Below are 12,654 nucleotides of genomic sequence, written 5' to 3'. Positions count from 1 at the left end.
CTAGCGGCGCCCGCCGCCCTGGGCGTAGAACATCTGCCGGGCGTCCTCGCGGACCTGCTCGAGCCGGGAGTCCAGGACGGCGCCGGCGTTCCAGGATGCGCGGACGCGGCGCCACGCCGCCGACGCCCCGGAGGACGTCCGGCGGAGGCCCCGGACGAGGAAGGAGTCCGGCACGGGGCGGCGGAGGATCGCGGTGGGGTTCGGACGGATGGTGGACCGGGTGCCGAGGACCTCTTCGGCCATGCTGTGGGTTGTCATGCACCCAGATTCCTCCGGTCTCCGGCGCGCCTCCACGATTCGGCGCAGGCCGAATCCGGGAATATCCCGGCACCGGACGGCAGCGGGCCCGACCCGCGCCGGGCACCGACCCGGCCCGCTACTGACCCGGGGGCCGGTACGCGGGCGTCTTCTGCGCCGCGGCGTCGATGTCCTCCGGTTCCATGAGCGGCCGCAGGCGCACGCGCACGGTCCCGGTCGAGTTGATCATCAGCGCCAGGGCGGCGGCGTCGGACTGCTCGGGGACCTCGAAGACACCCAGGACGTCGGTGTCCCCGAAGGCGTAGTAGAAACTCTCGAGCGACCCCCCGACGGACTCCAGCGCCTTGACCAGCGCGTCGCGGCGGCGGGTGCCGCCCTCCCGCATGAGGCCCTTGATGCCCTCGCCCACGTACGTCGCTTCGAAAAGGTACTTGGTCATCGTCTTTCCCGTCCGTGATCTCCAGGACGGGGTCCTCCGCAGGGACGATCAACACCCGTGCGGCGCGGTCCCGGAGCTGGTCCCAATCTGGGCTTGCGGAAACAGTAGGCCTCCCCGGCCGCGCAGACAACGGTTGTTCGACGCTCCGTGCGGGCTCCCCGTGTTTCACCCGTGCGGGGTGATCCCGCGGGACGGGCCGTGTTCTACCCTCGGCAGATGAGGCCCCTTTCTTCCGCAACAGCAACCGCCCTCCTCGCGCTGGCGTTGGCCGGATGTGCGGGCTCCGGCGGGGACGCCGAGGCGCCGGACACCGTGACCGTCACCGCCAGCCCGTCCGCCGGTCCCGATCTCCTCAGCGGATTCGTCTGCGGCCCCGGCGAGAACGACGTGTGGAGGGGCAAGGCCCTGCTGACCAACGTCGGCGCCGCCCAGAACACCTACGTCGTCCGGTTCTCCGTGGTCCGCGGCCCGGAGGCCGACGTCCTGGGCATGCAGGAGGACACCTTCACCCTGTCTCCGGGGGAGGCGACGGACGTGGCGTTCGCCGAGATCTACACGGGCGCGGGCGACGGGCTGCGGTGCGTCCCGCGGGTGACCGCGCAACCGTCGGGCTAGCAAACCGTCGGCGCCGAGGGAGCCGCGCTGCGCAGGCCCGCCCGATGATGTTTGGATACCCTAGGGGGTATGTGTCAGACTAGAGGAGAACCAACCGCTCCGATAGGAAGAGACACCCCTTGGCCTCCGAGACCACCACCTTGACCGCCCTCGAGCCGCAGACCCTGCGCGAGTGGATCACCGAGCACGAGGACCTCGTCGTCATCGACGTCCGTTCCGCCGCGGAGTTCGAGACCATGCATATCCGTGGCTCGTACAACGTGCCCCTGCCCCTGCTGTCCGAGCACGCGGACGCCCTCGCCGAGCGCCTCGGCCAGCGCGTGGTGCTGGTCTGCCAGTCCGGCGTCCGCGCCGAACAGGCCCGCCAGCGCCTCGGCTCTTCCGGCATCGGCACCGCGCTGGTGCTGACCGGCGGCGTGCCGGGCTTCGCGGCCGCCGGCGGTGACGTGGTGCGCGGCGCCCAGCGCTGGGACCTGGAGCGCCAGGTCCGGATGGTCGCCGGCTCGCTCGTCGTCGTCGGCCTGATCGCCGGCAAGTTCGTGTCCCCGAAGCTGCGCGTGCTCGCGGGCGCGATCGGCACCGGCCTGACCTTCTCGGCCGCGACGAACACCTGCGCCATGGGCCAGGCGCTGTCGAAGATGCCTTGGAACAAGGTCGCCGACGAGCCGTCCGCCGAGACGGCCATCAACCGGATCCCCGCCGCGGCCTGACCACCGCTTCCGGTTCCCCGCGCCGGCACCACGCCCCCGCGGGGAACCACCCCCACCGCACCACACCGCACCGCACCGAAGGAGAAACCATGCCCGAAATCACCATCGCCGACGCCGACCGCCGCCGCGCCTCGGACCAGATCCTCGACGTCCGTGAGGACTTCGAGGTCGCCGAGGGCATGATTCCCGGGGCCCTGCACATCCCCATGGGCGAGCTGGACACCCGACTCGGGGAACTCGTGAAGGACCGACCGATCATCGTGGTCTGCCGCAGCGGAAACCGCAGCGCGCGCGTCGCCGACGCCCTGAACGCCGCCGGCTACACGGCCGACACCATGGGCGGCGGCATGATCGCCTGGCAGCGCGCCGGCCTGCCCGCCGCGTAGCGCCCGCCCGCCACCCGAACCACAGCCGCCGCCGACCCGCCCCAAACGACAAGGACCCAACCATGACCGTCGCGCTCGCAGTGACCCTCTTGCTCTCGGTGGTGATCGGGCTCTCGCTCGGCCTGCTCGGCGGCGGGGGGTCCATCCTCACCGTCCCGATCCTGACCTACGTCGCGGGACTGCAGCCCAAGGAGGCCATCGCCGCGTCGCTCTTCGTCGTCGGCGCCACCTCCGCCTTCAGCGCCGTCTCCCACGCCCGCAAGGGGCGCGTGAAGTGGCGCACGGGCCTCATCTTCGGCGCGGCGGGCATGGTCGGGGCCTTCGGCGGCGGCCTGCTCGGCGGCCGCATCCCCGGCACCATCCTCATGATCGCGTTCGCCCTCATGATGGTCGCGACATCCCTGGCCATGATCCGGGGACGCAAGAACACCGCCGCGAAGGCGCACGACGGCGAACTTCCCGTCGGCAAGGTCGTCCTCGAGGGCCTCGTCGTCGGGCTGGTCACCGGCCTCGTCGGCGCGGGGGGCGGATTCCTGGTCGTGCCCGCACTGGCCCTCCTGGGGGGACTCTCCATGCCGGTGGCCGTCGGCACCTCCCTGGTCGTCATCGCCATGAAGTCCTTCGCGGGGCTCGGCGGCTACCTGACGAGCGTGAGTCTGGACTGGGCGCTGGTCGGAGGCGTGACCGCCGCCGCGATCCTCGGATCGCTGGTCGGCACCCGACTCGCGGGACGCATCCCCGAGGCTGCGCTGCGCAAGGGTTTCGGCGTCTTCGTCCTGGTCATGGGCGTCTTCGTCCTGGTCCAGGAACTGCCGGGGGCCGCGGGGCTGGTCGTCGGAGTCACCGCCGCGGCGCTGGCGGTGGCGGCGGCCGTGTGCTGGTTCGCCGTCCCGAAGTGTCCGCTCCGCCGCGAGCCAGCGCCTGCGGGCGCCGTGGGCTGAGGCGCTGGCGGCTCCGCGGAAAGGCGGCCGGCCGGCACCGGCCGGGCCTACAGGACCGCCGACCTCTCGCTGGCCCGGTGGGCAGAGACATTAAAGAGCACACCGATCTTGCGCAGGGGGGCCTCCAGCGCCGACTCGAGGTTCGGGGCGACGTCTTCGTGGATGCGCCGCAGGATGTCCTGGAGGTCAGCGCGGTCGTCGACCCTCAAGTCGAGGGTCACCTCGGGCTGCGTCGAGCTCCCCCGGAGCAGCACGGAGGCGGAGTTGACGCCGGGAATGGCCTCGGCTTCCGCCTCCACCGCACCGGCGACCACCTGGGGCCCGCACCGGGTGTACCCGTCGAGACCGTCGTCCCGGTGCAGGCGGAACGCGCGGGCCTGGTGGCGCCGGGGAACCTGCGCCAGGAGCCACAACAGGGCCAGGATTCCCACGACCACCGCCGCGGTCGCCATGATGACGGCCGCGATGTCGGATGCGAAGACGTCCTGGACGCCGGGGGGAAGCACACGGTCGCCCGGGGCGGCCGGTTGGATCCCCGGGGCGGCGGACCGCGCGAGGGACTGTGCGTGGCCGCTCGCCAAGAGGATCGCGACGGCACCGAGCACCACAGCCACGAGTCCCAGCACGGCCAGACACGTGCGGTTGAGCCTGCCTGCCGTTTCCCTCATGTTTGCTTCCTTTCGAACAGGCGACGGGCGCCGGTGGGCGCCGCCGGGACGGGCCGCCAGCCGGCGGGCCGTGACGGGGGATCAGTCGTTGCTCGTGCGGACCCGCACCACCACCTTCGGGACCGGTTCGAGGCCCAGGCTTCGCAGCTTCCGCGCGAGGGAGTCCCGGAGGCCCCCGGGGAGTTCTCCCGCATCGCGCAGCGGGGTCTTGACGAGGACCTCGACCTTCTTGGCCGAGGCCCGGATCGAGCTGGAATCGACCCCGTCGGTCTGGTCGACATGCGCGGCGGAGATCCTCGCCAGACCGCGGCGGCTGATGACCGCCTCCGAGGACCGCGCGTCGCCTCCACCGGGGCCCACCAGGCGCGCGGTGGTGTGCCGTCCCGGCAGGATCGCCGCCAGCAAGAGAGCCAACCCGAGCAGCACGAGCAGGATCGCGGCCGCCCAGACGGCGGGACTGTCCCACGCAAGCGGGGAGACGGCCTCGCGCGCGGCGTCCGTGAACGCGGGCCACGTTCCCGTCACGAGTCGGCTGATGGCGGCCCAGGCCACCGTCGTCGCGCCGGCCAGAAGCACCAGCGCGGCGATGGTGGCCGGGCCGGAGCGGCTCGGGCGGCGGCGCAGCCCCTGTGAAACCGGTCGGGGACTCATTGCAGCTCCCTGCGGCCGGTGGAACGCGCCGAGGCGACGAGGGTCTCGATGTCGATGTCCACCTGACGGACGTCGACGCCGCACCGGCTGCCGACCTTTTCCCGGATCTCCCGGCGGAGAAGCTCCGTGGTCGACCGCAGGGGTGCCGGGTAGCGCACGCCGGCACTCACATGGATCGAGGCAACCGCGCCGCTGAGCCAAACCCTCACCTTCGGCCGCGCGTCTTCGTCGCTGCGCGTGCCGATGCCCAGGAATCCTCCGGCCGAGCCGCTGATGCCCGGCACTTCGGCGGCAATCTGGCCCGCGATCTTTTCGATGGCCCTCTCGGCGACGGTCAGGCGACCACGCACGGCGGGATCCGCCGTCCGCTGCGTTTCGGGGCGGTCTCGGTGGGCTGGTTCGGGGTCCGGCCGCCCGGCTTCCGGGCTCATCGACGCGTGCTCGAGCGTCCGGTCAGGGCGCCCAGATCAAGCTTGCCCTCGATGACGCGGGCGACCAGCAGGCCGATCGCCCCGAACACGGCGACGATCAGGAACTGCGGGAAGCCGCCGAAGGCCGCCGCCCATCCCAGTACGAGGCCGGTCAGGAGGCCCATGGATGTGGTGCTCATGTTCTGCGCCTTTCCTACTGCACGAGAGTCAACATCTGACGGGGCACGCCGCGTGGGGTTGCGTGGCGCGCGTGGCGGTCCGGGGCCCGCGGCTACTCGAGTGCGGCGTGGCCGGAGACGCTGGCGTCCTTGTGGTCGTCCTCGGGCAGGTGCACGTCGGTGACGTCGATGTTGACCTCGATGACCTCGAGCCCGGTGGCGTCCTCCACGGCGGCGATGACGTTGCGGCGGATCATCTGGCTGACTTCCACGATCGAGACGTCGTATTCGACGACGATCGTGAGGTCGATCGCGGTCTGGCGCTCGCCCTTTTCCACGGCCACGCCGCCGCTGACATTGATCTGGGAACCGGGGATGCGCTCGGAGAGGCTGCTGAAGACGCGACGCCCGGCGCTACCCATCGCGTAGACGCCGGGGACCTCGCGCGCCGCGATACCCGCGATCTTCTGGACGACGGTTTCCGCGATGGTGGTGTTGCCGCGATCCGTTTGCAGCGGCCCAGCCTTCCGGACCTTTTCGACTGCCGTGGTCTCCCGCTCCGTCTGGAGGCCCTGCTCCCCCCCGGTGGCGGAAACCACGGGGCGGCGTGCGGCTGAGCTCTGATCGTCTGCCATCTGAATCGCATCTCCTCGGTGAAAAATTCCTGCGGTACACACGTAAAGACGCCGCCCCCGGCGAATCCTCACGCCGGATCCGGGATTGGCCCAAGAGCAGCGTTTTTGCCCCGGTGCATCTCTGGACAACCACGGTGATTCGCGGGAGCTTTGACTTATGCCGCGCCACGCCGCCACCGGGTGCGGCAGGTGGTTGGCGCGCCCGGGTCCGACGCGCCGCCGAGTTCACCCCACGGACCCGTGGTCGACGCCGCGAGGGAAGGGTTCCGATGGAACGGGGCGACGCGCCAGGGATTCCCCGGCATTCATCGCACGGGGCTCCGCGGCCGGAAGCCGGGATGGCCCCACCCGCCGAGGAGTCCCCGCCGGTCGGCCCGGCGGTGGCGTCTCCCGAAGCGCTCGACGAGCCCACGATCGTCTCGCGCGCCCAGGACGGGGACGCGAAGGCCTTCGAGTGGTTGGTGTCTGCACATCAGGGCGGTGTTTACCGGTTGTGCTACAGGATGCTCAACGACCGCAGCGCGGCCGAGGACGTGGTGCAGGAGACGTTCATCTCCATCTGGCGGGGCCTGCCGCATCTCGCCTCCCCGCAGACCTTCGTTCCCTGGCTCTACCGGTCGGCGACGAACAAGTGCCTGGATGCCCTCCGCAGCCGCAAGCGGCACCCCTCGGATCCGATGGCCCTGGAGGACCTGGAGGACGCACCACCGGTCCACGGCGGGGATGTGATGGCCGGTGGCGCCGCCGGGGACCCCGCGCGGGAGTGCGAGATCCAGGCGCAGATGCGCGCGTTGGCGGTGTTGCTCCGGGCCGTCCCGCCCGGCCCCCGCGCGTGCTGGCTCTTGCGGGAAGTGCACGAGTTCTCCTACTGCGAGATCGCGAGGATCGCGCAGGTGTCCGAGAGCACCGTGCGTGGACGCATCGCCCGGGCGAAGCGGTTTCTGGCGGAAGGAATGGCGTCATGGCGCTGACCAACGACCGGCCCCCGGGACCTCCCCGACCCGACCGCGCACGGCTGGGCTGCGGCCGCGATCTGGACGGGCTGTGGGCGTCGATCGACCGGCCGCCGACCGCCCACGAGCGGTCGTGCGAGGAGTGCCGCAGGGCGCGCGACTCGCTGCACCATCTCGCCGCGGTCACGGCGTCCCTGCGTGCCCGCGACCGGGAGGACCACGACCTGCATCCGAGCTCCCGGGTCAAGGAGGCGATCATGATGGTCGCCCGCGCCGAGGTTCGACGCGGCCGACGGGCCCGGCTGGCCACCACCGCGCTGGGAACGATCGACATCAGCGAGCATGCGCTCAACGGTCTGGTCCGGTTCGCGGCATCGACATTGCCCGGGGTCCGCGCCCGCCGTTGCGGCATCGGCTCGAACACCGACGGTCATTCGCCCACGGGCCCCGTGGACGTGAACGATCTCCGCGTCACCCTGGTCGTGGCCCTGTCCGCGACCGTGGCGATCCACGACACCATGATCCTGCTGCGCGAACGGATCGGGGCGGTTGTCCTGGCGCAGACGTCCATCGCCATGCGGCAGATCGACGTCGTCGTCGAGGATCTCTATGACGTCTGACCGGCCTTTCGAAGCCGACATCGTCGATCTCGAAACGGTGGCGGACATGCTCGCGACGGCGCTCGCGGGCGAGCCCGGGCTGCGTCGCCTGGAGCCGACGGTGCGTAGCGTCCTCAAGCGTGTGAAGATCGCCTCCATGAACAGCCTGCACGAGACGCTGCGGCACTCAAGCGCCGACCCGGCCGTGGCCACCCGCGACGGCCTGATCCTGTCGATGGCCGACGGCGCACTCAACGTGCACATCGACATCGCCACCGACATGGGTCACCCGGCATTGGGCGTGGCGGGGCGCATCCAGGCCGCGGCGGCGGGGACCGTCCAGCGCGCCGGATTCCCCGTCGGCCGCATCGATGTCACGATCCTGGCCATCGAAGACGCACCGTTCGACGGCGGATCCGCATCCATGCCCTAGGATTCCGCGAGACGCGCCGTGGGGTGTCAGCCGTCTGCGGGCTTGATCACGTAACCGACGCCGCGGACCGTGTGGATCATCGGCGGCCTGCTGGCGTCGATTTTCTTGCGCAGGTAGGAGATGTACAGCTCGACCACGTTGTTCTGTCCGCCGAAATCGTAGTTCCAGACGTGGTCGAGGATCTGCGCCTTGCTCACCACGGTCTTGGCGTTGGCCATGAGGTAGCGCAGCAGTTCGAATTGGGTCGCGCTGAGGCCGATCTCGGTTCCCCCGCGGGAAACCTCGCGCGTGTCCGTGTTCAGGACCAGGTTCCCGACCACCAGTTCGGACTGGCGTGCGGCCGCCGCGCCGGAACGCACCAGCAGCCGATGGAGGCGCAGAATCAGCTCCTCCATACTGAACGGCTTGGTCACGTAGTCGTCGCCGCCCGCCGCCAGTCCCCGGATCCGGTGCTCGACGGCGTCCTTGGCGGTCAGGAAGACCGCGGGCACCGCGGGGGCGAAGGCCCGGATGCGGCGCAGCGACTCGACGCCGTCGAGGCCTGGCATCATGACGTCCAGCACCAACACGTCCGGGACGAACTCGCGGGCCATCCGCACCGCCGACGACCCGTCGTGGGCCACGGCGACTCTCCAGCCGGCCATTTGCAGACCCATCCGCACGAGGTCCGACAGTTGTGGCTCGTCGTCGACCACCAAAGCACGGATCGGGGTCCCGTCGGACCTGCGCAGCCTGGGCAGATCGACCGTGAAGCGGGTGAAGTCCTCGGCCATCATGCGCTCGCGCCCCTCCGTTCCGATCGGATCGGTCCTGCGCCCAGAATAGTCCCCTCCAGGCACGGCCGCCCCGTCTGCCGTCGTCCGCGGTCTCTGGGCTACAGTGGCGACCAAAATCGGGGGCCTTCCGGCCCGGCCGGAACGGCGACGAGTAAGGTGCCACGCATGCCCGAACATACCGCCATCACCAACCCCCCGCCCCCGGCCGGGACGCGGCGCCGCGTCGGCGCGTTCACCCACTGGCCGTTGCGGAGCAAGCTCGTCGCGATCACCTTGGCCCTCCTGGCCGTCATCTGCCTCGCGATCGGGGTCTCCGTCCATCGCGCCATGGACCAGTTCCTGTCGACGAAACTCGACGAGCAACTGGAGCGCGCCGCCGGCGGCGCCCTGCGTTCCCAGCGCCAGTTCCGGGTCTACGAGGACACGGCGCTGGTGGAACGCGGGCACGGGCCTCCGACCCTGAACGCCCGGATCCGCCCCGAGGGCATGGACCGCGCCGGGGTCTTCACCCCCGATGGCCGGGTGGAGGACCTCACGCCCGCCGACGAGGAGATCCTGGAGGGCCTCGTGGCCGAGGGAACCGCAGCGGACCGGGAGCTCTCGGTGGGCAACTACCGGCTCGTGGCCCAGTCCCGCGAGCGGGACGGGGAGGTGATCGTGACGGGCCTGCCCCTGGCGGACGCCGAGGCCACCCTGTCCTCGCTCACGGGAACCATGTCCATCGCCTCGGCGTCCGGTCTCGCCGCGGCCGCGGTGATCGGCACGGTGGTCATCCGCCGCACGCTCCGACCGCTCGAGGAGTTGTCCGGAATCGCCACGCGGGTCGCGGGCTTGTCGTTGAACGAGGGCGAGGTCGCCACGGTGGAACGGGTCCCCGACGGCATCGCGGGGGCGAGGACCGAGGTGGGGCGCCTCGGGCACGCGTTCAACCGCATGCTCGACAACATCGACGGCGCGTTCAGCGCCCGGCACTCGAGCGAACTGCGGCTGCGTCGATTCATCGCCGACGCCAGCCACGAACTCCGGACCCCGCTCACCTCGATCCGCGGCTACGCGGACATGATCCGCCTCGCCGAGGACCTGGGCCCGGACGGCCGGGCCTCCCTCTCCCGGGTGGATGCGGAAGCCCGGCGCATGACGTCCCTCGTCGACGACCTGCTCTTCCTCGCCCGCCTGGACGAGAACAACCCCGCCGCCAGGGAAGACGTCGACCTGACCGAGCTGGTCGTCGAGTCCGTCGACGACGTCCGCGTCGCCGCACCGAACCACCGGTGGATCCTCGAGGTTCCGGACCATCCCCTGACTGTCCGCGCCGACCCCGGCCAGCTGCGCCAGGTCCTCATCAATCTCCTGTCCAACGCGCACCGGCACACCGGGCCGGGCACCACGGTGACCACGTCGGTGCGCGCGGCACCCGATGGCGACACGCTGCTCAGCGTGGCAGACGACGGCCCGGGCATCCCTGAGGACTTCATCGAGCTCGTGTTTTCACGCTTCGCCCTGGCCGACGCCTCGCGGTCCGACCGCAGCGGCACCCACGGGCTGGGCCTGGCCATCGCCAAGGGGATCGTGGAGTCCCACGGGGGACGGATTTCCGTGCGGAGCACGGCGGACGGAACCACGTTCACCGTCCGGCTGCCCGGCCGGGGTGACGGACCGGCGGCCGACCCCGACGCCGCGCCCGGCGGCTCACAGGAGAAGCACAGGTCCGATATAGGGACGGTCTAAGGGGCGGACAGACCATGGGGCATGAGCCACGCAGACCACCGAAACCCCGCCGGTCCCCGCCCGCGGCCGGCAACGGCCCCGGTACGGAAAGCCGAATGACGTGCCGGTGTGGAGCTGGCCGCTGATCGCCCTCGCCGTCTTTGCCGCCCTGCTGGCGTGGCGGGTCGTGGCCACGCGGCGGAACGGCCGCGTTGCCGTGGGCCATGGGGCCGTGGGTCCCGCGTCCGTGGGCCCCGGCGCCGCGGCGGCCGAGGCGCCGGGGCAAGACATCGGATGGCAGGCGTGGGGCCTCGTCGCTGCGGTCGGTGCGGGGCTGTCCCTCTCCGGTTTTCTGTTGAGCGTCGTCTACGCCGAGCAGTTGGCGGAACTCCTCGAGCTGGTCACCCGGCGCTAGGCGCCGGGCCCCGACCCGCCCAGCATGGGCTCAGCTGTTTTCCGGCTCCACCGGGCTGTCTTCCTCCACCTCGAGCTCCGGCAGGTCGGCCGGGTCGCCCTTCTCGGGGGTCTCCACCTTCCGGCCGCCGGTCCATTCCGCCGACTCGCGGTCGGCCTTGCCCGCCCCGGACCCCTCGGCCGGCGTCGTGGTCTCGTCGTGTGTCTGGTCGTCCATGTGCTCGCTCCTGTGGTGTGGATTCGCCGCGCCGTCAAGGCGGCTGGTCGTGGAAGGCGGGACCTGGGGCACGCCCCTGTCCACCGTAGCCCCCGCGGCCCGCGTTCGTCGTCGTTCGCCCCGACTTCCTCCCGCCGGCTCAGGTGCCGCAGAACGTCCGGTAGTCGCCGAAGTCCGACGGCGCGGGCCGCGCGTAGCGTTCCCACCCGGGCCGTTCGTCATAGGGGCGCGTGACCGCCTCCAGCAGCCGCCCGAACGGATCCATGTCCCCCTCCGTCGCGGCGGCGAGGGCCTCCTCGACGAGGTGGTTGCGGGGGATGTAGACCGGGTTGACGCGGTCCATCGCGTCGGGGTCCGGGTCCAGGGCGCTCCAGCGCGTCGTCCAGTCGTCGAACGCGGCCGGGTCGGGGAACATCGCGCGAGCGGCATCGGCCCGGCCCCGTCCGGCCTCGGCCAGGTTCCTGAAGAAGGACGTGTGGTCGACGCGGTTCTCCTGCAGCAGGGCGACCAGCTCGTCGGCCAGGGGCGCGGCGGCGTCGTCGTCGGCGTCCCGTGGGAGGCCGAGCTTGGACCGCATCCCGGCCGACCACGCGGCGCCGTAGAGTTCGCGGAAGGCCCCGAGGGACTCCTCGGCGAGCGCGACCGCCCGCTCCGGGTCCTCGTGCAACAGGGGCAGCAGCGACTCGGCGAGCCGGGCCAGGTTCCATTCCGCGGCGAGTGGCTGGTTGCCGTAGGCGTAGCGCCCGCCCTCGTCGATCGAGCTGTAGACCGCGGAACGGTCGAACGCCTCCATGAAGGCGCACGGACCGTAGTCGATGGTCTCGCCCGAGATGGTCATGTTGTCGGTGTTCATGACCCCGTGCACGAAGCCCACGAGCATCCACCGCGCCACGAGCCGCGCCTGCGCCGCGACCACGGCCCGGAACAGAGCGAGGTAGGGGTTCGCGTCCGCCGCGGCACCGCCGTGGTGGCGCGCGATCGCGTGGTCGGCCAGGCGGCGCAGGAGTCCGATGTCCCCCGCGGCGTGCGCGTACTGGAAGCTGCCCACGCGCAGGTGGCTGTCGGCGACGCGCGTCAGCACGGCCCCCGGCATCAGGCGCTCGCGGAGGGCCGGGCGCCCCGTCGCCACGACGGCGAGGGAGCGTGTCGTGGGGATGCCCAGCGCGTGCATCGCCTCGCTGACGACGTACTCCCGCAGCATGGGCCCGACCACGGCCTGGCCGTCGCCGCCGCGGGCGAAGGGGGTGCGGCCGGATCCCTTGAGGTGGATGTCGCGGAGGCGGCCGTGGGCGTCGACGATCTCGCCGAGCAGGAGCGCGCGCCCGTCACCCAGCCGGGGCGAGTATCCGCCGAACTGGTGGCCGGCGTAGGCCTGCGCCACCGGCGTGGCACCGGGCGGGACGCGGTTGCCGATCAGCAGCCGCACGCCCTCCGGTCCGCGCAGTGCCGCGGGATCCAGGCCCAGCTCGGCGGCGAGCGGCTCGTTGAGCACGAGAAGACGCGGATCGGGGGCCTCCTCGGCCTGCCAGGGGAGGGCCATCTCCGCGACTTCCCGGGCGAAGCGCCCCTCGAGGGAGACGGCGGGCTCGGCTGCGGTACTCATCCCTCGAGACTACTCCGGCGTCGGGGTGGCGCGTCCGGCGATCTCCCGGAAACGCGGCGG

General features: G+C 71.6%; 19 protein-coding genes. 9 read left to right on the top strand and 10 right to left on the bottom strand.

What is annotated here, in order from left to right; genetic code table 11:
- Both ACETWP_RS07920 and ACETWP_RS07915 read right to left on the bottom strand, forming a co-directional pair.
- Entirely contained in the window at positions 1-258 is a 258-nt protein-coding gene (locus tag ACETWP_RS07920) for a hypothetical protein (protein WP_373971687.1), read from the bottom strand.
- A gap of 118 nt (positions 259-376) precedes the next feature.
- Positions 377-697 (bottom strand): GYD domain-containing protein, encoded by a 321-nt coding sequence (locus tag ACETWP_RS07915; protein ID WP_373971686.1) that lies wholly within the window; start codon positions 695-697, stop codon positions 377-379.
- A gap of 216 nt (positions 698-913) precedes the next feature.
- On the opposite strand from ACETWP_RS07915, the gene ACETWP_RS07910 reads away from it, so the two are divergent.
- From ACETWP_RS07910 to ACETWP_RS07895, 4 genes are all read left to right on the top strand, one after another.
- Complete coding sequence (locus ACETWP_RS07910) at positions 914-1,312, top strand: hypothetical protein (RefSeq protein WP_373971685.1); 399 nt, start codon at positions 914-916, stop codon at positions 1,310-1,312.
- Between the two features lie 119 nt (positions 1,313-1,431).
- A complete protein-coding gene (locus ACETWP_RS07905) occupies positions 1,432-2,022 on the top strand; it encodes a rhodanese-like domain-containing protein (RefSeq protein WP_373971684.1) in 591 nt (196 codons plus the stop codon).
- An 89-nt stretch (positions 2,023-2,111) separates the two neighbouring features.
- A complete protein-coding gene (locus ACETWP_RS07900; protein ID WP_373971683.1) occupies positions 2,112-2,408 on the top strand; it encodes a rhodanese-like domain-containing protein in 297 nt (98 codons plus the stop codon).
- Between the two features lie 62 nt (positions 2,409-2,470).
- Complete coding sequence (locus tag ACETWP_RS07895; RefSeq protein WP_373971682.1) at positions 2,471-3,349, top strand: sulfite exporter TauE/SafE family protein; 879 nt, start codon at positions 2,471-2,473, stop codon at positions 3,347-3,349.
- A 47-nt stretch (positions 3,350-3,396) separates the two neighbouring features.
- Here ACETWP_RS07895 and ACETWP_RS07890 read toward each other — a convergent pair whose 3' ends face one another.
- The 5 genes from ACETWP_RS07890 to ACETWP_RS07870 form a co-directional block, all read right to left on the bottom strand.
- The gene (locus ACETWP_RS07890; protein WP_373971681.1) at positions 3,397-4,017 is read right to left on the bottom strand and encodes an Asp23/Gls24 family envelope stress response protein; all 621 of its coding nucleotides are present in this window, start codon (positions 4,015-4,017) and stop codon (positions 3,397-3,399) included.
- A gap of 81 nt (positions 4,018-4,098) precedes the next feature.
- Positions 4,099-4,668, bottom strand: coding sequence for a DUF6286 domain-containing protein (locus tag ACETWP_RS07885; protein ID WP_373971680.1), 570 nt, complete (start codon positions 4,666-4,668; stop codon positions 4,099-4,101).
- Positions 4,665-5,099, bottom strand: coding sequence for an Asp23/Gls24 family envelope stress response protein (locus ACETWP_RS07880; protein ID WP_373971679.1), 435 nt, complete (start codon positions 5,097-5,099; stop codon positions 4,665-4,667). The genes ACETWP_RS07885 and ACETWP_RS07880 overlap by 4 nt, the downstream gene beginning before the upstream one ends.
- Positions 5,096-5,278, bottom strand: a complete 183-nt coding sequence (locus ACETWP_RS07875; protein WP_373971678.1) for a hypothetical protein — start codon at positions 5,276-5,278, stop codon at positions 5,096-5,098. Before ACETWP_RS07875 ends, ACETWP_RS07880 begins: the two co-directional genes overlap by 4 nt.
- 92 nt (positions 5,279-5,370) lie before the next feature.
- Positions 5,371-5,892 carry an Asp23/Gls24 family envelope stress response protein gene (locus ACETWP_RS07870; RefSeq protein WP_373971677.1) on the bottom strand — a complete coding sequence of 174 codons (522 nt, stop codon included), beginning with the start codon at positions 5,890-5,892 and terminating at the stop codon, positions 5,371-5,373.
- 338 nt (positions 5,893-6,230) lie between these two features.
- On the opposite strand from ACETWP_RS07870, the gene ACETWP_RS07865 reads away from it, so the two are divergent.
- From ACETWP_RS07865 to ACETWP_RS07855, 3 genes are read left to right on the top strand one after another with little or no spacing between them, the layout of a single operon-like run.
- A complete protein-coding gene (locus ACETWP_RS07865) occupies positions 6,231-6,863 on the top strand; it encodes an RNA polymerase sigma factor (protein WP_373971676.1) in 633 nt (210 codons plus the stop codon).
- Entirely contained in the window at positions 6,854-7,465 is a 612-nt protein-coding gene (locus ACETWP_RS07860) for an Asp23/Gls24 family envelope stress response protein (protein ID WP_373971675.1), read from the top strand. The genes ACETWP_RS07865 and ACETWP_RS07860 overlap by 10 nt, the downstream gene beginning before the upstream one ends.
- Positions 7,455-7,877 carry a hypothetical protein gene (locus tag ACETWP_RS07855; protein ID WP_373971674.1) on the top strand — a complete coding sequence of 141 codons (423 nt, stop codon included), beginning with the start codon at positions 7,455-7,457 and terminating at the stop codon, positions 7,875-7,877. Before ACETWP_RS07860 ends, ACETWP_RS07855 begins: the two co-directional genes overlap by 11 nt.
- Before the next feature lie 26 nt (positions 7,878-7,903).
- Here ACETWP_RS07855 and ACETWP_RS07850 read toward each other — a convergent pair whose 3' ends face one another.
- Positions 7,904-8,650 carry a response regulator transcription factor gene (locus tag ACETWP_RS07850; protein ID WP_373971853.1) on the bottom strand — a complete coding sequence of 249 codons (747 nt, stop codon included), beginning with the start codon at positions 8,648-8,650 and terminating at the stop codon, positions 7,904-7,906.
- Between the two features lie 168 nt (positions 8,651-8,818).
- Here ACETWP_RS07850 and ACETWP_RS07845 point away from each other — a divergent pair, with 168 nt between their 5' ends.
- Positions 8,819-10,381 carry a sensor histidine kinase gene (locus ACETWP_RS07845; RefSeq protein WP_373971673.1) on the top strand — a complete coding sequence of 521 codons (1,563 nt, stop codon included), beginning with the start codon at positions 8,819-8,821 and terminating at the stop codon, positions 10,379-10,381.
- Positions 10,382-10,481: 100 nt separating this feature from the next.
- Complete coding sequence (locus tag ACETWP_RS07840; RefSeq protein WP_373971672.1) at positions 10,482-10,775, top strand: hypothetical protein; 294 nt, start codon at positions 10,482-10,484, stop codon at positions 10,773-10,775.
- Between the two features lie 30 nt (positions 10,776-10,805).
- Here ACETWP_RS07840 and ACETWP_RS07835 read toward each other — a convergent pair whose 3' ends face one another.
- Positions 10,806-10,991 (bottom strand): hypothetical protein, encoded by a 186-nt coding sequence (locus tag ACETWP_RS07835; RefSeq protein ID WP_373971671.1) that lies wholly within the window; start codon positions 10,989-10,991, stop codon positions 10,806-10,808.
- A 139-nt stretch (positions 10,992-11,130) separates the two neighbouring features.
- The gene (locus ACETWP_RS07830; protein WP_373971670.1) at positions 11,131-12,594 is read right to left on the bottom strand and encodes a protein adenylyltransferase SelO; all 1,464 of its coding nucleotides are present in this window, start codon (positions 12,592-12,594) and stop codon (positions 11,131-11,133) included.
- Positions 12,595-12,654 lie beyond the last annotated feature (60 nt).

It is taken from the genome of Arthrobacter halodurans, assembly GCF_041877255.1.
Lineage (GTDB): Bacteria > Actinomycetota > Actinomycetes > Actinomycetales > Micrococcaceae > Arthrobacter_N > Arthrobacter_N halodurans.
This window is presented reverse-complemented; position numbering and strand designations above follow the sequence as displayed.

Bases quoted from the DNA above. Each gene is read 5' to 3' on its own strand.
- ACETWP_RS07920 (WP_373971687.1), bottom strand. From the start codon at position 258: ATGACAACCCACAGCATGGCCGAAGAGGTCCTCGGCACCCGGTCCACC.
- ACETWP_RS07915 (WP_373971686.1), bottom strand. From the start codon at position 697: ATGACCAAGTACCTTTTCGAAGCGACGTACGTGGGCGAGGGCATCAAG.
- ACETWP_RS07910 (WP_373971685.1), top strand. From the start codon at position 914: ATGAGGCCCCTTTCTTCCGCAACAGCAACCGCCCTCCTCGCGCTGGCG.
- ACETWP_RS07900 (WP_373971683.1), top strand. From the start codon at position 2,112: ATGCCCGAAATCACCATCGCCGACGCCGACCGCCGCCGCGCCTCGGAC.
- ACETWP_RS07895 (WP_373971682.1), top strand. From the start codon at position 2,471: ATGACCGTCGCGCTCGCAGTGACCCTCTTGCTCTCGGTGGTGATCGGG.
- ACETWP_RS07890 (WP_373971681.1), bottom strand. From the start codon at position 4,017: ATGAGGGAAACGGCAGGCAGGCTCAACCGCACGTGTCTGGCCGTGCTG.
- ACETWP_RS07885 (WP_373971680.1), bottom strand. From the start codon at position 4,668: ATGAGTCCCCGACCGGTTTCACAGGGGCTGCGCCGCCGCCCGAGCCGC.
- ACETWP_RS07880 (WP_373971679.1), bottom strand. From the start codon at position 5,099: ATGAGCCCGGAAGCCGGGCGGCCGGACCCCGAACCAGCCCACCGAGAC.
- ACETWP_RS07875 (WP_373971678.1), bottom strand. From the start codon at position 5,278: ATGAGCACCACATCCATGGGCCTCCTGACCGGCCTCGTACTGGGATGG.
- ACETWP_RS07870 (WP_373971677.1), bottom strand. From the start codon at position 5,892: ATGGCAGACGATCAGAGCTCAGCCGCACGCCGCCCCGTGGTTTCCGCC.
- ACETWP_RS07865 (WP_373971676.1), top strand. From the start codon at position 6,231: ATGGCCCCACCCGCCGAGGAGTCCCCGCCGGTCGGCCCGGCGGTGGCG.
- ACETWP_RS07860 (WP_373971675.1), top strand. From the start codon at position 6,854: ATGGCGCTGACCAACGACCGGCCCCCGGGACCTCCCCGACCCGACCGC.
- ACETWP_RS07855 (WP_373971674.1), top strand. From the start codon at position 7,455: ATGACGTCTGACCGGCCTTTCGAAGCCGACATCGTCGATCTCGAAACG.
- ACETWP_RS07850 (WP_373971853.1), bottom strand. From the start codon at position 8,650: ATGGCCGAGGACTTCACCCGCTTCACGGTCGATCTGCCCAGGCTGCGC.
- ACETWP_RS07845 (WP_373971673.1), top strand. From the start codon at position 8,819: ATGCCCGAACATACCGCCATCACCAACCCCCCGCCCCCGGCCGGGACG.
- ACETWP_RS07835 (WP_373971671.1), bottom strand. From the start codon at position 10,991: ATGGACGACCAGACACACGACGAGACCACGACGCCGGCCGAGGGGTCC.
- ACETWP_RS07830 (WP_373971670.1), bottom strand. From the start codon at position 12,594: ATGAGTACCGCAGCCGAGCCCGCCGTCTCCCTCGAGGGGCGCTTCGCC.